The 18,205-nt window shown below is 45.2% G+C and carries 10 protein-coding genes; 6 read left to right on the plus strand and 4 right to left on the minus strand.

What is annotated here, in order from left to right:
• Together AACX38_RS06385 and AACX38_RS06390 are read right to left on the minus strand one after the other, a co-directional pair.
• A partial coding sequence (locus AACX38_RS06385; RefSeq protein ID WP_228863790.1) for a non-ribosomal peptide synthetase occupies nt 1–8,512 on the minus strand: 8,512 nt, incomplete at its 3' end.
• A 545-nt stretch (nt 8,513–9,057) separates the two neighbouring features.
• Complete coding sequence (locus AACX38_RS06390; protein WP_228863791.1) at nt 9,058–9,939, minus strand: DMT family transporter; 882 nt, start codon at nt 9,937–9,939, stop codon at nt 9,058–9,060.
• Nucleotides 9,940–10,240: 301 nt separating this feature from the next.
• On the opposite strand from AACX38_RS06390, the gene AACX38_RS06395 reads away from it, so the two are divergent.
• From AACX38_RS06395 to AACX38_RS06405, 3 genes are all read left to right on the plus strand, one after another.
• Nucleotides 10,241–11,578: an aminotransferase-like domain-containing protein gene (locus AACX38_RS06395; RefSeq protein WP_228863792.1), complete on the plus strand. Its 1,338-nt coding sequence runs from the start codon at nt 10,241–10,243 to the stop codon at nt 11,576–11,578.
• Nucleotides 11,579–11,757: 179 nt separating this feature from the next.
• On the plus strand, nt 11,758–12,507 hold the full coding sequence (locus AACX38_RS06400) for an SDR family NAD(P)-dependent oxidoreductase (protein ID WP_228863793.1): 750 nt from the start codon (nt 11,758–11,760) through the stop codon (nt 12,505–12,507).
• 91 nt (nt 12,508–12,598) lie between these two features.
• Nucleotides 12,599–13,066 carry a MarR family winged helix-turn-helix transcriptional regulator gene (locus tag AACX38_RS06405; protein ID WP_228863794.1) on the plus strand — a complete coding sequence of 156 codons (468 nt, stop codon included), beginning with the start codon at nt 12,599–12,601 and terminating at the stop codon, nt 13,064–13,066.
• Nucleotides 13,067–13,139: 73 nt separating this feature from the next.
• Here AACX38_RS06405 and AACX38_RS06410 read toward each other — a convergent pair whose 3' ends face one another.
• Entirely contained in the window at nt 13,140–13,643 is a 504-nt protein-coding gene (locus AACX38_RS06410) for a GNAT family N-acetyltransferase (protein ID WP_228863795.1), read from the minus strand.
• A gap of 155 nt (nt 13,644–13,798) precedes the next feature.
• Here AACX38_RS06410 and AACX38_RS06415 point away from each other — a divergent pair, with 155 nt between their 5' ends.
• Together AACX38_RS06415 and AACX38_RS06420 are read left to right on the plus strand one after the other, a co-directional pair.
• Nucleotides 13,799–14,383 carry a TetR/AcrR family transcriptional regulator gene (locus tag AACX38_RS06415; RefSeq protein WP_099122049.1) on the plus strand — a complete coding sequence of 195 codons (585 nt, stop codon included), beginning with the start codon at nt 13,799–13,801 and terminating at the stop codon, nt 14,381–14,383.
• 55 nt (nt 14,384–14,438) lie between these two features.
• Entirely contained in the window at nt 14,439–15,554 is a 1,116-nt protein-coding gene (locus AACX38_RS06420; protein ID WP_228863796.1) for an alkene reductase, read from the plus strand.
• A 60-nt stretch (nt 15,555–15,614) separates the two neighbouring features.
• Here AACX38_RS06420 and AACX38_RS06425 read toward each other — a convergent pair whose 3' ends face one another.
• The gene (locus AACX38_RS06425) at nt 15,615–17,036 is read right to left on the minus strand and encodes a Na+/H+ antiporter NhaC family protein (protein WP_228863797.1); all 1,422 of its coding nucleotides are present in this window, start codon (nt 17,034–17,036) and stop codon (nt 15,615–15,617) included.
• 238 nt (nt 17,037–17,274) lie between these two features.
• Here AACX38_RS06425 and AACX38_RS06430 point away from each other — a divergent pair, with 238 nt between their 5' ends.
• On the plus strand, nt 17,275–18,147 hold the full coding sequence (locus tag AACX38_RS06430) for a hypothetical protein (protein WP_228863798.1): 873 nt from the start codon (nt 17,275–17,277) through the stop codon (nt 18,145–18,147).
• Nucleotides 18,148–18,205 lie beyond the last annotated feature (58 nt).

Below are 18,205 nucleotides of genomic sequence, written 5' to 3' on the forward strand. Positions count from 1 at the left end.
ACCTCGCCTGTGTCGCTGCCAGCAGTCGGGTGACATTGGTATGTTCTACCATCACGCCTTTAGGCTGGCCGGTGGAGCCGGAGGTATAAATCACATACGCCAGATGGTGTGGAGTGAGTCCCTGCACTGTGGCCAGCGGATTGGTTTCCGGTACGTTTGCTAGCATGGATGAGGGCAGGTCATCAAGTCTGACAGTAGGTAATGCAAAATTGCCAGTGATTTCGCCCAGTGCGGTTTGCGTCAGCAACACCACGGGTTCGGCATCGGCCAGCATATAAGTTAATCGGTCAGCGGGATAGGCCGGATCAAGGGGCACATAAGCACCGCCAGCCTTGAGAATAGCCAATATCCCCACGATCATGTCTAAGCTGCGTTCGACACAGATAGCCACACGATCATCCGGTTTTACGCCCAATTCCATCAGATAGTGGGCCAACTGGTTAGCCTGACGATTCAGTTCGCCATAACTGAGCGTTTCCGCCTCCCACACCACGGCAATCGCTTCCGGCGTTCGAACAACCTGTTGTTCAAATAGTTCGTGGATCAAGGTATCTGGTGGGAAATCAGCCTGTATAGCATTGAAATTCTCCAACAGTAGCTGACGTTCAGCCACAGGCAGAATAGATAAATCAAGCGCAGGCCGCTGAGGTTCAGTCGTCAGCGTGTTAACTAATTCACTCAGGGCAGTATGCAGATAATTCACCAATCGGCAGGGGTCGGCATCCGCCACACTCTGAGCAATCAACGTGAAACCGTCCTCTGTATCATTCACTGAAAGGGTGATGGGATAGTTTGTCCTCTCTGCGGATGCCAGCAGGCGTATTCCTTCCCAGACAGTTTTCTCTGCCTCTGCGGGAGTTGATGAGCCATGACGATAGTTGAACAATACACTGAACAGCGGCATCGGCGGGATAACACCACTGCAATTCTGCGCCAGTGCCAGCGGAGCTTGTTCATGCTCCAGTAGGTTTGCCAGATTTTTGGCTGTCGCCTGCACGACTTCCAATGCACTGAAATTACTCAGGGAGACCCGGATCGGCAGGGTATTAATCATCATCCCCATCACCTGATCTGCACCGGCAGAACCTTGTAATCGTCCCAATAGCACTGTGCCGAATACCACATTTTCTTGTCCGCAGATTTTAGCCAGCACTTGTGCCCAGGCGACATGGAACAGCACACTCGCACTGATCCCTAAATACCGAGCCTGCGCGCGCAGAGTATGAGCCAGCGTTTTATCCAGTGGTAAACTGAATTCCGTCACATCAGTGCCATTGCCTTGCACATTAAGCAAACCAAAAGGCGCGGTGGGTTCATCAATATCCGCAAGCTGTTGACGAAAATAGTCTTCATGTACCGAAGCCGGTACGCTCAGGGCCTGAGCAATAAAGTTGCGGTATGGCAGTGGTGAAGTCAGTGCAATCGGCTGTCCCTGTACCCTCTGTTTCTGTAGTAGCTGTTGAACTTCATTCATGATCAACGACAGTGTTACATTATCGCAGACCAGATGATGGAAACTCAGAGCCAACAACCATTCCTCAGAAGCGGGAGCATAGGTAGTACAGGCAGTAAATAACGGAGCCTGACTCATATCCAACCGGTTAGTGATGTGGGACTGTAATTGCGACGGAATATTTTCTGCCGATGTGGGAACAAACGATGTCACCGGCAGTTTCGCTTGTCGCCAGACCACCTGTACCGGCTGGCTCAGTCCCTGCCAGCAGAAAGCTGTTCGCAGAATATCATGGCGGTCTATCACCTGTTGCAGAGCATTCAGAAAGGTATCCAGACGGGAACGGGTATCAAAAGCCAGCAGGCTATTTGATAGATAGGCATCACCATTTTCCTGTAACTGGTGGTGGAACAGAATACCTGTCTGTAACGGGGAGAGCGGGTAGATATCCTGTACATTAGCCATCCCCCCCGCCACAGTTGCAACAATCGTGTTAATTTCAGTTTGTGACAGCGTCACCAACGGCAGCATATCGGGGGTAATATGTGTGCAACCATCGGGAATACGATTGGCGGGAACAAAAATATCGGAAGTATCGTGTTGTGCATAGATTGCTTGCGCCATCTCTGAAAGCAATGGTGTGGCAAAAATGCTGCGCACCTCCAGTAAATATCCCCGACTGCGTAACTGTTCAATCAGACTGACGGCAATCAGGGAGTGTCCCCCGAGTTCAAAGAAATGGTCGTGACGACCGACCCGTTCCACGCCCAGTAATTCCTGCCAGATGTGTGCCAGTGCAATTTCCACGTCACCTGTTGGCGCTACATAATCCCGGGTGATCACTGCCGACAAATCCGGCGCGGGCAGCGCCTTGCGGTCGAGCTTGCCGTTGGGGGTCAGCGGGAAGGTATCTAACATGACAAAGGCATTGGGCAACATATAATCCGCCAGACTACTTTTCAGCTGCTCGCGCAGATCGGCTGCTTCCAGTGTCACATCAGGTTGTGGCACCAGATAAGCCACCAGACGTTGTTCACCCTTATCAGTCTTATGAGCGATAACCACCGCATCCCTGACACCTTGACAGGCGACTAACTGTGCTTCAATTTCCCCCGGCTCGATGCGGAAACCCCGGATCTTGACCTGAAAATCATTACGACCCAGATATTCGATATTACCGTCCGGTAGCCAGCGCCCCAGATCGCCGGTTTTATACATTCTGGCATCCGGCTGGGAACTGAACGGGTCAGCAATAAAGCGCTCAGCAGTCAAGTCAGAACGATTCAGGTAACCCCGGGCGACGCCAGCGCCACCGATATAGATTTCCCCCGTCACACCCAGAGGAACAGGTTGTTGTGTTTTATCAAGTAGATAAATTCGACAATTGGCGATTGGGCGACCAATGGACAACGTTTCAGCCGCATCGTGTAAGGCGCCACCATTGAGTGACAGAGAGGTCACAATGACAGTCGCTTCTGTTGGCCCATAGGTGTCTGTCCATTGACAGTGTTGAGTTTCAGGCAGGGATTGCCAGTCGGTAAGAGAGTGAAGGTTAGTTTTTTCCCCGCCAACCGTAATTGAACGCAGGGTCGGGCTGAGCTCACTGCGACCGGCTTTTATTTCCTGTCCCCACTGATGCCAGAAAGCGGTCGGTATATCGACAACGCTGATGGCTTTTTCTTGCAGGAAGTGGCCGAAAGCGGCATCCGGTATCTGAAGGTGAGGGGGTCGCAGAATTAAGGTGGCGCCCGTTGCCAGTGTCGGGAAAATTTCGGCCACGGACGCATCAAAGGCGATTGTGGCAAATTGCAGGACGCGATCTGCTGCATTAAGAGCGGTTATCTGACACTGGGCATGAATAAAATTCACCACATTACGATGTTCAACCATCACGCCTTTGGGTAGCCCCGTCGAACCCGAGGTATAGATCACATAGGCCAGATGGTGACTCTGTAATCCCAGTTGTTCCAGTTCAGGGTTAGCGACAGCGTATTTGGCGGCTCGATTCAGATAATCCGCCTTATCCAAGAACCAGACAGGGATATCATGGTTCAGAACCTGTGCCTGTAAATGCTGTTGGGTGAGCAGTAATTTAGGCGTACTGTCAGACAGTATATAAGCTCGTCGCTTATCCGGGTGATTCGGATCAAGCGGTACATACGCGGCACCGGCTTTTAAGATACCCAATACACCAATAATCATATCTGGGCTGCGTTCGATACACAGAGCGACCCGATCATCCGGCTGGATACCTGCCGCAATCAGGGCATGGGCCAACTGGTTGGAACGCTGGTTCAGTTCATCATAACTCAGTGTGTGTTCTTCACCCACCACGGCAAGGGACTCTGGTGTTAGCGCAACCTGCTGTTCAAACAGTTCGTGAATAAGGACATGCTGCGGAAAATCAGCTTGTGTGGCATTGAAATCCACCAGTAATTGTTGGCGTTCGGCTACCGGCAGAATGGGCAGCGACAACACAGGTTGACTGGGATGGTTTTGCAACGCCTCAGTCAGCCCACAAAGAGCGGTATACATATAATTCACCACCCGATTGGGGTCAACGCTGTTCACAGTTTGGGCAACCAGAGTAAAACCGTCCCCATGATCGTCCACTGACAAATCCAGTGGATAGTTTGACCACTCTTCAAAAGACTGCAGACGAACACCTTTCCAGCGGGGTTTATCCGTAGCATTTGATGGAGAATGGCGATAGTTAAACAGAGCACTGAACAAAGGCTGGGGAGGTGTCACACTACTGAAACGCTGGGCGAGAGCAAGTGGAAATTGCTCATGTTCCAGCAGGTCAGCCAGATCTTTTGCCGTTGCCCGAACCACTTCAAGTACAGTGTGATTATTCAGGGATATTCTGACCGGCAGGGTGTTGATAAACATCCCCATCACCTGATCGGCTCCTGTAGTGCCTTGCAACCGTCCGGACAGTACTGTGCCGAACACCACGTCATCACGTCCGCTGGTGTGGGCCAATACCTGTGCCCACGCGACATGGAACAGCACACTCGGACTGATCCCCAGTTGACGAGCCAGTGCGCGGAGGGTTTGTGCCAACGTGATATCCAGACACAATTGGGCTTCCGTCACATCTGTACCATCTCCCTGTACATTGAGCAGGCCGAAGGGGGCTGTGGGTTCGTCAATCTCAGCGAGCCGCTCGCGGAAGTAACCTTCATGCACTGAAAGCGGTATGTTCAGCATTTGGGCAATAAAGTTGCGGTATGGCAGGGGCGCGGGCAGGGACTCGACTTCTCCTTGTAATAATTGCTGGATCTCATTCATGATTAATTCCAGTGTCACATGGTCACTAACCAGATGATGAAAACTCAGCGCCAACAGCCACTCATTACTGGCCGGATCGTGGGTGGTACTGGCGGTAAATAAGGGTGCCTGACTGATATTCATTCGTTGAGCGATGTGCGCTTGTAATTGAGACGGAATATTCTGTACGGACGTGGGGATAAATGGTGTCACGAGTAACGGTGCCTGTCGCCAGACTACCTGAACGGGATGGCTCAGGCCCTGCCAGCAGACGGCAGTTCGCAGAATATCATGGCGATCTATTACTTGTTGCAGAGCGTTCAGAAAAGTATCCAGATGAGCGCGATTATCAAAAGCCAGCAGACCATTTAACAGGTAGGCATCCTCGTTTTCCTGTAACTGGTGATGGAACAGAATGCCTGTCTGTAACGGGGAGAGCGGATAGATATCCTGCACATTAGTTACGCCACCAGCCACAGTTGCAATAATCGTGTTAATTTCGGTTTGTGACAGCGTCACTAATGGCAGCATATCTGGGGTGATGGTTGTGCAGCCATCGGGAATAAGGTTCGGTGGGATAAGCATATCCAGCGTATCTTGCCGGGCCTGTATCGCCTGTGCCATCTCTGCCAGCAGCGGCGTAGCAAAAAAAGTGGGTATTTCCAGTGAATATCCTTGATTACGCAATTGTTCAATCATGCTGACCGCAATCAGCGAATGCCCGCCCAATTCAAAGAAATGGTCGTGACGACCGACCCGTTCCAGTTTCAGTAAATCCTGCCAGATTTCAGCCAGCATGGTTTCTACTTCACCCACCGGTGCCGCATAGTCACGGGTGATCACGGAGGATAAGTCCGGAGCGGGCAGCGCCTTACGATCGAGCTTACCGTTAGGAGTTAGTGGGAAAGTATCTAAAATGACAAACGCACAGGGGAGCATGTATTCTGCCAGATGTTGTGCAAGCTGTCGGCGCAGATCAATAGGCACCAGTTTCGTACCCGTTTCAGCACAGAGATAGGCTACCAGACGGGTATCGCCTTTGGTATCTTCACGGACCATTACGACTGCGTCCTGTACACCGGGACACTGCATCAGGCCTGCTTCAATTTCTCCCAATTCAATGCGGAAACCCCGCAATTTCACCTGAAAATCATTACGTCCGAGGTATTCCAGACTGCCATCTGGCAGCCAGCAGCCCAGATCGCCGGTTTTGTACAGACGGGCATCAGGCTCAGTGGAAAATGGATCGGGCAGAAAACGTTCGGTAGTCAGTTCAGGCCGATTCAGGTAACCCCGGGCAACACCTACACCGCCGATATGGATCTCACCACTGACACCAATAGGTACAGGATTACCCTGTTTATCTAGAACATACATTTGCGTATTGGAGATCGGATAACCAATCGGCACAAAATGGCGTTTATCATCACGCTGACAAGCCCAATAAGTAACGTCGATGGCGGCTTCAGTCGGGCCATATAAGTTGTGTAATTCCGTATTAAAACGAGAAAAAAAGCGTTGTTGCAATTCTGCGGGCAGAGCTTCACCGCTGCACATGACCCGCCGGAGGGAGGGCAAGGAATGTTGTGGTTTAACCCCCTGCACAAACTGCTGCAACATGGACGGCACAAAGTGCAGGGTGGTGATCCCTGTTTGTTCAATCAACTGGGCGAGATAGTCGACGTCTTTATGGCCTTCCGGCCGGGCCATCACCAGACAGGCTCCATATAGCAGGGGCCAGAAAAACTCCCAGACAGAGACATCGAAACTGAACGGGGTTTTCTGCAACACCCGATCTTCAGGAGTCAGTTGATAGGTGTTCTGCATCCACACCAGCCGATTACACAGGGCACGGTGGCTGTTCATTACCCCTTTGGGCTGTCCGGTCGAACCGGAAGTATAAATAACATAGGCCAGATGCTGTGAATTCAGCCCCTGCATGGTGGCAACCGGATTGGTTTCCGGCAGGGTCGCGAATATGGGCGAGGACAGTTCATTAAGTTTGACAGTAGGTAATGGAAACTCCCCAACGATTCCATTCAGTGTTGTTTGAATCAGTAACGCCACGGGATCGGAATCAGCCAGCATATAAGCCAGCCGCTCAGGTGGATAAGCTGGATCAAGAGGCACATACGCGCAGCCAGCTTTGAGGATCGCCAATAATCCCACCACCATCTCTAAACTGCGCTCGGCACAGATAGCGACGCGATCATCCGGTTGCACCCCCAATCCAATCAGATAATGGGCCAGTTGATTGGCCCGTCGGTTAAGCTCGTTATAACTGAGGGACTGTTCTTCAAATACCACAGCGGTAGCTTCTGGGGTAAGGGCTGCTTGTTGTTCAAACAACTCGTGAATGAGCGCATCCTGCGGAAATTCAGCTTCGGTATTATTGAATGTGAACAACAGGTTATGCCGTTCCATCTCAGGTAAGAGAGGAGCATGTTTAACCTTTGTATCCAGTGATATCACTGCGGCTTCAGTTAACAGTGCCAGCCGGGATTGAAGGGTGATAACTTCTTCATAACTCAGGTAATTACTGTCGTAGCTGAATGAAATGGTGAAGGGTTTATTTTCCTTTGCAGTTTTGGGGTTTGTAGAGACTGAATATTGGTGAATCGCAATTGAAAGAGGAAACATTACGCCACGATAGGTGCCTTTTAACGTTGTAGCTATATTTTCCATACTGACACAGACATCGAATGGCTCAAATGACAGGACGATATCAAAAAGTTGGCTACGCCCGGTTTTTTGTTTGATTTGTGTATGCTGATTGATTTCAGTAATAGGGAATCGTTGATGTTTATAGCAATGATGCAGCTCAGCCGCCGCTTTATTCATAATATCAAGAACAGAATCATCCGCATGAATAGTCACTCTGATAGGGATGACTGACGAAAACATACCGGGTGTCGATTTTTGTTTTTTATTTTTTCGGTTGTGGACGGGGATGCCTATAACAATCTCTTCGGTACCGTTAATACGAGCAAAATAGCAAGCTAAAATGGCATACATAAAATGAAGGACAGATAATCCATGAGTGGTTGCGATATTTTCTATCTGCTGAGAAAGTGTTTTATCCAGTTGCCAAAAGACGGGTTTAACAAATTCACTCGTGGCAGGCTTCCTTGAATGCGACAGTGGAAGCAGGGCTGATGGCAATGTTTCATAGCGCTTCTGCCAGAACTGCAAGTCTCGCATGTACAATTTAGAATTAAGATAGGCTTGATCTTCAGTAATAAAATCAAGATAAGAAGGAGCTATATCAGGCAAATTTTCCCCGATCGCTAAATGCCTGTAGTGTTCTAAAAGCGCCTTGATAATCAGTTTTAATCCCATGCCATCTGAGATCAAATGATGACAGCAGAATTGCCAGTACCAGCGGTTCTCACTGACCCTAAATAATCCGGTATGCCACAATTCATTATATAAACAAAACGGGCGTATAAAATTAGCGTGTATCTGCTGTTCGGCGCGGAATTCAGCATCAGTTTCCTGTGAAAAATCGTATACCGTTAAGGGAAGCGGGAGAGTCTCAACAAATGTTTGCCGAGACATCCCGTAAGTCTCAATGAGTTTTAAACGTAAAGCATCATGATGAGAAATGACGGCTTCCAGCGCCTGAATAAATAATGATTCGTCCAGCTCCCCCTCAAGAAAAATTAATGTACTGAGATTGTAATCGGAGGAGTTAGGGCGAGTCATTTGGTCTAACCAAATAACTTGTTGAGTAGAGCTTAGTGAGAATTCACCACATGATGGTTTGTGGTTACGTTGTGTATGCATTTTATAGCTCCAGAATCTCATAGATTAATCTGCCAGCTAAAAAACCTGGTATAATTCTTGCAATTACGAAATAACTCCTGCATTAACAGGTACAGATAGAGCGTTGTATTTTGTATACAAGTGCTTCATTCAGAACAAAAAGGTATCTAGGTTATTTCTTCAAGCGCGAGGATAGTGCTTAACTTGCATATCAGGATGCCAACGTAGGTGGCATTAATAAGACGTTATCAAAACTAAACCAATGAACTTAAACAGAAACAAAATAATAAAAAAATTATTATGTTTATTTTGTTTTACCCATGTATTCCGTAAGTCCAAAAAGGTAAAAGAATGAAGCTTGATCGGCAGTTTAATGTGGCAGGAGTAACGAGTGGTTATAATAAAATTACTTAATGTTTATAGGTAACGTTAACGTCTTATCAAAGCAGAGGGGAACTAAACGGCTGAATGTTCTATTGAGCCGAGTGTGATCTGACGGAAGGAATTCCAACACGATGAATACCACCTTCCCAAGAGGTAAGAAGATGGTTTCACCTTATCGGAGGCTATCTTGCAAATCGTCGGGAGCCAAAGACACAGAAAACTACACCAATCGTGACAATAACCATAAGGAAGCTTACAGATTCACCCAGCAAACTCGCAGCTAAAGCCAGCCCTAAAAAGGGTTGAAGTAATTGAAGCTGGCCGACAGCAGCAATTCCTCCTTGTACTAAACCGCGATACCAGAAAATAAACCCGACCAGCATACTGAAGAGTGAAACATACCCAAGGCTTATCCAGGCAGGCATACTGACGTTTTGAAATGTATCCGGCATATATATCAATGCCAGAATCAGCATTATGGGTAATGAGATGAGTAAAGCCCAGCATATCACCTGCCAGCCACCCAGTTCTCTGGAAACCTTTGCACCTTCCGCATAACCGAGCCCGCATACAATGACAGATGTCAGCATTAATAGATCTCCGGTCAGTGAAGCACTTGAATCCTGAGTAAATGCGAACCCCACAACCAGTGCACTGCCGATGACAGAAAATACCCAGAAAGCAGGCCGGGGACGCTCTCCTCCACGCCATACACCAAAGATGGCTGTTGCCAGAGGCAGTAAACCCAAAAATACAATGGAGTGAGCTGAAGTTATATATTGTAGTGCCAGTGCGGTGAGAAGAGGGAAGCCAACGACCACACCGATAGAAACGATAACCAGAGAAGCGATTTGTTCTAACTTAGGGCGCTTTTCTTTTAGAGTTAATAAGATGACCAGAGCCAATAAACCGGCAATGGATGCCCGGGCAACGGTCAGAAACACAGGGTCAAAATCCATTACTGCTACTTTTGTTGCAGGTAAAGAGCCACTGAAAATCAATACACCAAGAAAGCCATTAAACCATCCGTTCGTTCTATCCTGTTTCATGGTTAAACTTTTCATGTTTGTTCTGAAACCTCATGTAATTAGATTCTATACCAACTCAACTTCAAGATAGGTGTCTATCTCCCCGCACCGTGAGGCAATATAAGGACTCACCTCATATACCCGTTGTAACCTGGAGTTTATCGAGTATCTAACTGAAGCCTATAAATAAAATACTGACCAATCTGTGATAACGATAAATCATGATATTGCTCACATTCATGACAATCAAATTATTGTCATGAATACATTTTCGTACAAATCGCATATAAATCAGGCGTTATCATGAGAAATGCACTGCAACCGGAGGCTTTTTTTAATGGCACAATCTAGATATAAATTTATAGTTGATAAATTTGCTGCTGATATACGGATGGGCCGTTTGCCTCCCGGAACACGCCTGCCTACTCACCGACAGCTGGCTATCGATGAAAAGATGTCTTTAGTCACAGCAACCCGGGTTTATACCGAACTTGAAGCGATGGGACTCGTGAGTGGGGAGACAGGGAGAGGGACATTTGTCCGTGAAATATCATTACCTGCGGATTTGGGTATAGAACACCATGTAGCTTCAGATATGGTTGATTTAAGTTTTAACTATCCCTCTTTTCCCTCCCAGACAGAATTGTTACGAAATTCCCTCCGCCAACTGGCGACTTCCGGCGATCTTGAGGCGTTACTTCGTTACCAGCCACATGGCGGGCGTTTGCATGAAAGAACGGTGATAGCGCAATATCTGAAAACAAGGGGATTAAAGAGTATCACGACAGATAATACCCTTATTGTGAGCGGTGCTCAGCATGGTTTAGCCACAACAGTTATGGCTATGTTGAAACCCGGTGATGTAGTTGCAGTAGATACTCTGACTTACCCGGGTTTTAAAGCGCTGGCAAAGACTTATCATCTGGAACTAGTTTCAGTTCCTGCGGGTAACGAGGGGACTGATCTGGATGCACTGGAAAAGCTATGTCAGCGTCGGCATGTCCGGGCGTTCTATACCATGCCTACATTACACAATCCATTAGGATGGGTGATGAGCCGGCAACATCGGCAACGTCTGGTGGCGCTGGCCCGACAATATAACCTGCTGCTGATTGAAGATGGTTCTTACGCTTTTCTTGCTGAGAATGCACCGCCGCCCCTAGCGGAACTGGCTCCTGAATCCACAATTTATGTTTCTGGTTTTTCGAAAAGTATTGCGACCGGCTTACGCGTTGGTTTTATTGCTGCTTCGGTAGAAAAGATCCCCGCACTTGAAAGGATAATCAGGGTAACAACATGGAATACCCCTGCTTTAATTACCGCCATTACCTGTGAGTGGATCACTAACGGAATGATCACCCAGTTAGAAGAAGATAAACGTCATGATGCACAGGCACGTCAACTCATTGTTAAACGGGTCTTTAAAGGAATGAAATATATCAGCCATCCATCATCCTATTTTGTCTGGCTTCCGCTGGATGAGGGAGTAAGGGCAGATCAGGTTACAATGGCTTTAATGAAGGAGCATATATCAGTATCCACAGCCGAACCGTTTGCTACATCTTCATATGTGCCACATGCAATCCGTCTGGCTATTGGTTCGATAGAACAAAAATCCCTGCAAACGGTATTGGAAAAAGTAAAAAACATTATCAGCCTGTATTCGTGCTTATGAAATCCTGATTTTTAGTTTCCAAATAGAAACCAATATCCTGAAAACGTGGATATCATCCCCGAGAATTTTTTAATAAACACCAAAGATACTTTCCAAATGGAAACTATCTTGCTGACAAAAATTGTCACTATCGGCTGTTAAAGTCAGATAAATCCAGTAAAAATGATACGGAGGGATTTATGAGTTTTAACAGTCGGGTAGCTATTATTACTGGTAGCACTGATGGGATTGGAGAAAAAGTCGCGGACGTTTTATATGCAAAAGGAGCCAGTGTTGTCATTGCATCCAGATCTAAGCTTTCAGTTGAAAATAAGGCTAAATCCTTATCACCTGATGGTAAACGTGCTCTGGGTATTCAGTGTGATGTATCTGATCCAGCCCAAGTTCGCCGTTTAATTGATAACACAGTGAGTTATTTTGGCAGGCTGGATTTTGCAGTCAATAGTGCCGGAATAACAGGTGAACATAATAAAACTATACCAGAGCAAACACTGGAGAATTGGGATAGGGTTATTTCCACCACATTGAGCAGTGTTTTCTATTGCATGAAATATGAAATACCCGCGATGCAGAAATCAGGAGGAGGGGCGATAGTTAATTTGTCAGCCGTTAATGGATTAGCTGGTATTGCTGGCTTATCGCCTTACACCGTAGCAAAGCATGGTGTGATTGGTTTAACGAAAACCGCTGCGCTGGAATTTGCGTGTAAGAATATCCGGGTAAATGCAGTTGCCCCCGGTTATGTTAGTACTCCAAAGATAAATGAACTTCCAGAAGAAGTATTACACCGCTTTTCAGACTGCCACCCAATGAAAAGAATGGCTAAAATGGAAGAAGTTGCTGAATTTATTTCATTTCTTTTATCAGAAAAATCCAGCTTTTGCACAGGGGGGATTTATCCTGTTGATGGCGGATATTTATCACAATAATGGGGCGACTTGAGTCAAAACTTTAGACAGTGGCGGGATGATTTTCTCCTGCCATTTACCGTTAGCTGAATCACAGAAAGAAAAGCGTTATATGAAAACGGATAATCAGAACACTCATGATGTTGCGATAACACCTTTTGGAGATGCATTGAGCAGGCTCCAGTGCGTTCTTGTTGCAAGAAGAACGATGGTAAACCCTGAAGGCGTTTCCTGGGCTCAATATGATGTATTACATTTACTCCGGCAGCATCAATCCATGAACCCCGGTGTTATTGGTGAAAAGCTCGGTTTTACCCGCTCAAAAACATCAAAGATTTTACGCTCACTTAAAGATAAAGAGCTGGTTAAACAAGAATCGAGTGAGCATGATAAGCGCGAACTGGTCACTAAATTAAGCCCGAAGGGATTGGTATTCTTGCAGCGAACCGAAGCAAGTAGACACAATATGGCTGATATTGTCACATCGCATATGTCTCAGGGCGAAATTGCTATATTTACAGAGCTATGTCATCGGGCAGCAGATCTTTTATCCGCGAATACACTCATTCGTGAAGACTAAATCTTATGATGCAAAAATCACGTTTCGCTGTAAAAAACGGTTTGAAACGTGATAATTGGCTTTGAATTAACATTTAGATGAACAGACACATCAAGATATTATTGACGTATTTTTCTTCATTAATTTTTAATGAGATAGGTTCCGTCCCATATACCTTGAATCCCATTTTTTCATATAAATGAATCGCTGAGACATTCTCTTCAACAACAGCTAATGATAGCTTTTTAACGTTACTTTTTTTCAGCAATGTTATTAAGTTATCCATTAGTTTTTCGCCAATTTTCAAACCCCGATAATCCGGTTTGACATAAAAACCCCAGATAATTCCTTTATGTAAGGTTTTATAGTTGCTATTTTGCTGAAATCCAATCGTACCAATTAACTCATTATTTAAATAAGCGCCCAAAATCAAAGAACCCGTTATTCTGGTGATAAACTCCTGCTCACTTTTAGTTGATTCCTCTTGATACGTCGAACCAAAAGATTCGGGATTGATGTACAAAGATTCAAGCCGAAGTTCTCGGTAATCTTTAACGTCACTTTTTCCTAATACTCTGATAAGTGGTAACGATTCCATACCTGACACCTCAAATAGAAAAGGAAGATATGTGATAAACAAAATTTACCAGTCACGCATAAGAAACAGACCAATGCTATTTCATAATCAGTTGTGAAATTTATAAGACAAATAACTAGACGACCAGTCAGTATTGTGATTATGATAAAAGCATTATGAAAAAATCTGCATCAGACACAAGACAACATATTCTGGATGTTGCCAAATCAATTATCGCTCACAAAGGTTACACTGCCGTTGGGTTGGCCGAACTGGTCACCGCTGCCGGTGTCCCCAAAGGTTCATTTTATTACTATTTCAAATCAAAAGAAGAGTTTGGACAGATCTTGTTGAAGGAATATTTCAATGAATATTTGTCCAGGGCCAGAACGCTTTTATCCTCAACCGAAGGCACCGCTCGTGAGCGTTTGCTCAACTATTTTCGTGTCTGTTCTGAAATACAGACAACAGGCCAGCCTGAAGACAAATGCCTGACTGTTAAATTAGGAGCGGAGGTTTGCGACCTTTCTGAAGGAATGAGATCCATTCTTTGTCGAGGTACTGTCGACATTATCGATCAACTGACTCAATGTATTGAGTCAGGGCAGAGTGATAACTCTATCTCAGCGGATGTATCGCCTCGCGTACTAGCTGAATCACTATATCAATTATGGCTGGGGGCATCTCTTGTCGCTAAAGTAGCTAAAGATACTGCTCCATTTGACTCTGCCATAGAGATGACCCAGCGGCTACTATCGTAGCCGCATTTTTTTATCTTTTTTATAGACGACTGGTCAATTATTAAAAGGAAATGTTATGGCTGACAATAGTATTCGTACCGACCTTTTTTCACCGGTTAAGTTAGGAGAGATCGAGCTTGCTAACCGTATTGTTATGGCACCATTAACACGAACGCGTGTTAATGAAGAAGGTGTGCCGAACGAAATGATGGTGACTTATTATACTCAGCGCGCCAGCGCCGGTTTGATCATTTCGGAAGCAACCAATATTTCAGCACAGGGACGGGGATATGCCATGACCCCCGGCATCTGGACTGAAGAACAGATGACTGAGTGGAAAAAAGTCACTGATGCCGTTCACGCAACGGGTGGAAAAATAGTGATGCAATTATGGCATGTCGGCCGCTGTTCTCATGTTGATCTGCAACCTAATGGTGAATCGCCTGTAGCACCTTCAGCAATACAAGCAGGGGGAAACATTTATGTTGTAAAAGATGTCGCAGCAGGGTTGAAGGCTCCTTCTATGCCACGTGCCCTGAATACGGACGAAATCCCCGGCATTATCGAGCAATACAGGCACGCAGCAGAATGCGCCAAACGAGCAGGATTCGACGGTGTAGAAATTCATTCAGCCAACAATTATCTCTTGGAGCAGTTCATACGCGATTCAACCAACCATCGAACCGATCAATACGGTGGCTCAATTGAAAACCGGGTTCGTTTGGTTCTGGAAGTGGTTAAAGCTGTCACCGGAGTATGGGGAGATGGTCGGGTTGGCATCCGGTTATCACCAGTCACTACCGAAGTCGGCGAAACTCCACGTGATAGCAATGTTATGGCGACTTATAGCTACCTGATCCGACAGCTAAACTCATTCAAACTGGCTTACCTGCATTTTGTGGAAGGAACAACAGGAAAAGATCGTCTGATTCCTGAAGGTGTTGATTTGGATGCTCTACGTTCTCTGTTTGAAGGAGCTTATATCGGTAATAATAACTATGACTTCGAAATGGCTATTTCCCGCCGTTCGGAAGGAAAAGTTGATGCAGTTGCATTTGGACGTCCGTTTATTTCTAACCCTGATCTGGTAAACCGCCTGCGTTATAATATTGAACTGACTGGTCTGGATCGTCATACCCACTACGGTTCTGGAGCAGAAGGCTATATTGACTGGCCGACCGCAAATTATTAATTAGTTATCTGGCGGCTGGCTTATAAAGTAAAGCCGCCAGATTTTTGCCCGAAAAAGTACTCAGTAAGTAAACCCTAAATAGAGATAGATACTCAGTACAATACTGGCTGTCACAAGAGCGTAGGGCATTTGTGTACGGATATGTTCGATATGATCACAATCTGTTGCCATTGACGCCACTATCGCATCACCAGAAATGGGTGAAGTCATATCACCGAAAATGGAGCCGGAAATGGCTGCTCCAATCATATATTCCACCGGCATCCCGACCGAAAGGCCAAGTTGCACACCAATCGGGATCATAATCGCAAACGTTCCCCATGATGTGCCGGTTGCCAGTGACATAATAGCGCTGATGATAAAGATAAAACCTACAGAGAATCCGACAGGGAGTACACCATGTGTGATCTGCGCAATATAAGCCCCCGTATTCAGATCAGCCGAAACTGTTCCCATTAAAAATGCCAGAATCATAATAGAACTGATTTTCAGCATACTGGCATAACCAATATAAAGTTCTTCGAAAAAGGTATTAATAGATAAAATTCGGCGGCCTAAGAACCAAAAGAAAGAAATAACCGTACCAAACATCACTCCCCAATAAACGGATGTTGAGCCACTGCCTTTGCTGAAATCACCTTCGCCAGTAATATAGAGAGCGACAGGAACCATCAGCACAGTTGACAGAATAGGGATAAAGAAATTCAGAACACTGTTGCTGTTAGGGTGCTCAATAACTTCATCAGATTCTGTTTCCTTGCGGTTCAGTACTGGCGTCTTGTGTTGATGCAAAGCATTCTGCTCTGCTTTTTTCATGGGGCCCCAGGAAACATTGGTAAAAATATAAAATAATATGCTGGCAAGTGAGAGCCAGGCCATCAAATTATATCCCAGAGAATGTATAACAATATCAAAAGGCTCACCTGAAATTAGCCCATTGGAAATTTGCACTCCGACTATTCCCATCATGACTGCGCCCCAGCCATTAATCATTGCCAGCGAGCAAACAGAAACACCGGCAGTCTGAATCAGATAGGACATTTTTTCAGGGGAAACAGCATACTTTCTGGCAAGGTTTTTGGTCGATGCACCGGCCACTAATTGGTTGATGGAACTTTCGATAAAAATAAGAGCAGAAATAATAATCGCCAGAAATTGTACGTTTTTCTTACTTTTAATAATTTTAGTTCGGTCAGTTAATAGCTGAACCAAAGCCTGTACACCACCCGTGACAGTAACCAGCCGCATAATACCGCCAATCATTATCATAAAAATAACCGTTTTGGTATTTCCCGATGACGTAAAAGTATTAATTACCCCCTCGAGCGTACTTTTTATTCCCAATATAATGTTGTGATCGTGTATTACCGTGAACCCAACCAGAATCCCCAGCATCAATGACAACATCACTTGTCGGGTTAGAATGGCTAATATGATGGTCACGACAGGTGTAACAATCGTCCAGATTCCGTAGTCATGCATTTGTATTCTCTGATGTTTTTTTGTTGGTTAATGGATAAGGTAGGTTAAATATTAATGTAGATAGTGCTCTAATGTGAAGCCTAGCAATACAGAACAAGAATACCAGCTAATCGATATTTTTTTCTGTTAATTCAATATGATTGTGTAATTTTTTCTAATGGCCTATATTAATCCCGCAAAATAATCATAAGTAAAATTTATGTTTTTATCTGACTAATGGGATAGGAGAAAAGAAAAAATGATATCGCAGAAAAGATCGGATTTTAAGAATATAAATAAAACTCTGGGTATGTGTATAGCAGCCTTATTTTTCACGACAATCTCTGCTAAAACTGCAAAAGCAGATATCACAGCCCCAATTGTTTACCTTGATCGCCAAACACCTTCCGTATCACTTAATATCAATGGTAAAGAAATTGATAAAATTGAAATTGATACAGGTGCATCCAGTGCTCTTTATCTGCCCCAATCTGTCTTTGATTCTATTTTTACATCGCGAGACCATAACATTGAAACATCTCGTTCTGTTGATATTTTTGGTAATGAAACATTGGATAATGTAGTAGCAAAAGCAGTTGATATTACTGTGAATGGTAAAAAACTTTCAGGCATTGATGTTGAAGTATTAAAGCCGTGGGGAAACGGTATGTTAGATGATAATGGGCAACTTCGTATTAATGGCTTATTGGGGCTGGGTGTTGTCAAAAACAATACGCTGATTATCGACTATCCTTCAAAGATGCTCACAATTACCGATAATGCTCAAAACCTTCCTGACGGTTATCACTGGAAAAACATTCCATTCACTCGTAAAAATTACGGAATAGAGGTGAGTGTATCGTCCGGTAATAAAAAGTTAAATCATATGGTTATTGATACGGGTGCCAGCCATACTGTACTTTTTACCCGTTCAAAGGAGGGCTGTGTTGATTTTTCATTATTATGCCCAAAACGAACGATTATGACACCTGATGGCATTGAATTATCTGCATTTATTTTTCAGGTCCCTGATGAAAAAATAAATTTTGATGGAGTACTGGGTGATGATTACCTTTCAAATAAGGCTCTTGTTATATCTGATGATCAATTACTGATAGGTTCACCAAAATAATAAAAATTTACCTCTATTTTCTTATTGATTTCAAATTATCGTGTAATTTGAAATCAAT

This window comes from Xenorhabdus sp. PB30.3, assembly GCF_963895965.1.
GTDB lineage: Bacteria > Pseudomonadota > Gammaproteobacteria > Enterobacterales > Enterobacteriaceae > Xenorhabdus > Xenorhabdus stockiae.

Bases quoted from the DNA above. Each gene is read 5' to 3' on its own strand.
- AACX38_RS06405 (WP_228863794.1), top strand. From the start codon at position 12,599: ATGAAAACGGATAATCAGAACACTCATGATGTTGCGATAACACCTTTT.
- AACX38_RS06390 (WP_228863791.1), bottom strand. From the start codon at position 9,939: ATGAAAAGTTTAACCATGAAACAGGATAGAACGAACGGATGGTTTAAT.
- AACX38_RS06420 (WP_228863796.1), top strand. From the start codon at position 14,439: ATGGCTGACAATAGTATTCGTACCGACCTTTTTTCACCGGTTAAGTTA.
- AACX38_RS06415 (WP_099122049.1), top strand. From the start codon at position 13,799: ATGAAAAAATCTGCATCAGACACAAGACAACATATTCTGGATGTTGCC.
- AACX38_RS06430 (WP_228863798.1), top strand. From the start codon at position 17,275: ATGATATCGCAGAAAAGATCGGATTTTAAGAATATAAATAAAACTCTG.
- AACX38_RS06425 (WP_228863797.1), bottom strand. From the start codon at position 17,036: ATGCATGACTACGGAATCTGGACGATTGTTACACCTGTCGTGACCATC.
- AACX38_RS06410 (WP_228863795.1), bottom strand. From the start codon at position 13,643: ATGGAATCGTTACCACTTATCAGAGTATTAGGAAAAAGTGACGTTAAA.
- AACX38_RS06400 (WP_228863793.1), top strand. From the start codon at position 11,758: ATGAGTTTTAACAGTCGGGTAGCTATTATTACTGGTAGCACTGATGGG.
- AACX38_RS06395 (WP_228863792.1), top strand. From the start codon at position 10,241: ATGGCACAATCTAGATATAAATTTATAGTTGATAAATTTGCTGCTGAT.